Source organism: Neobacillus drentensis (genome assembly GCF_036965645.1).
In the GTDB taxonomy this organism is placed as follows: Bacteria; Bacillota; Bacilli; order Bacillales; family Cytobacillaceae; genus Neobacillus; species Neobacillus drentensis_D.
In genome coordinates, this window is the sequence record NZ_JBALPZ010000179.1 from 187 (window position 1) to 1,021 (window position 835).

The window sequence follows — 835 nt, forward strand, 5'->3', positions numbered from 1 at the left end:
CAACTAGTTTGGAGACTTTGTTTTCTATACAGGTGAACTTGGGGCACCTGATTCACTTAAATAATTTTTCATAGCAGTGGTAAAGGTCGTGACCGCGTGGTTTTCCTTTTAATTTTACAATTCCTGTTTTAGTATAGCCTCTTTTTTGGTAGAATCCGACTGCAGCCTCATTCCCAGAAAACGAATCGAGCCTAAGTGCGGGATATCCTTGTTCCTTCGCAAAGACTTCGGCGTATTGTAGCATTTTTCCGCCATATCCGCCTCCCTGCGCAGAAGGATGTACGCAAAAAGAATGGAGAATCAATGGATTCCCTTGAACTTCCGTCCACTGGGCAGTTTCCCATTCCGGAGTCTGCCACTCATCAAGTACCATGGCACCTAAGACTTGGCCTTCGTTTTTTAATACAAATAAATTCTCGCCCTTTAAAGCGGTTTCGAAATACTCTTGGTTTGGATATTTTTCATCCCACTGAAGGATGCCTCTGCTATTCAAATAGGACTTGCAATCCTCAAATATGTCCATTACGACCTTTAGATCTTCATAGTCTGCCCTTACGATTTGTTCATCCGCCATATCAAAAAGCTCCTTTATCCTACACCTTACAAATATTTACCATAAGGATATTATGTCCGCATCCATTGTTTGAATTCACTTTTATCGCCAAAAGTCTGTATAGCTTCTTAAGCGCCTGTTTTGAAAGACAATGGGGCTTCCTCCGCCTTGCTGAAGCATCCGCATTCCACTACTTTGAACAGTGATCTCAGCTGCCGATCGTTCATAGCGCTAGAATCTTTACACCTGCAGGGGATGAGGCCCGGTCTCATCTGTCGTAGC

Annotated in this window: 1 protein-coding gene; it reads right to left on the minus strand. The window is 43.4% G+C overall.

Going from position 1 to position 835, the window contains the following annotated elements:
- Positions 1-52 precede the first annotated feature (52 nt).
- Positions 53-574, minus strand: coding sequence for a GNAT family N-acetyltransferase (locus tag V7266_RS26570; protein ID WP_335472227.1), 522 nt, complete (start codon positions 572-574; stop codon positions 53-55).
- Positions 575-835: the final 261 nt, after the last annotated feature.

Coding starts and splice junctions, on each gene's coding strand:
- V7266_RS26570 (WP_335472227.1), bottom strand. CDS start 574: ATGGCGGATGAACAAATCGTAAGGGCAGACTATGAAGATCTAAAGGTC.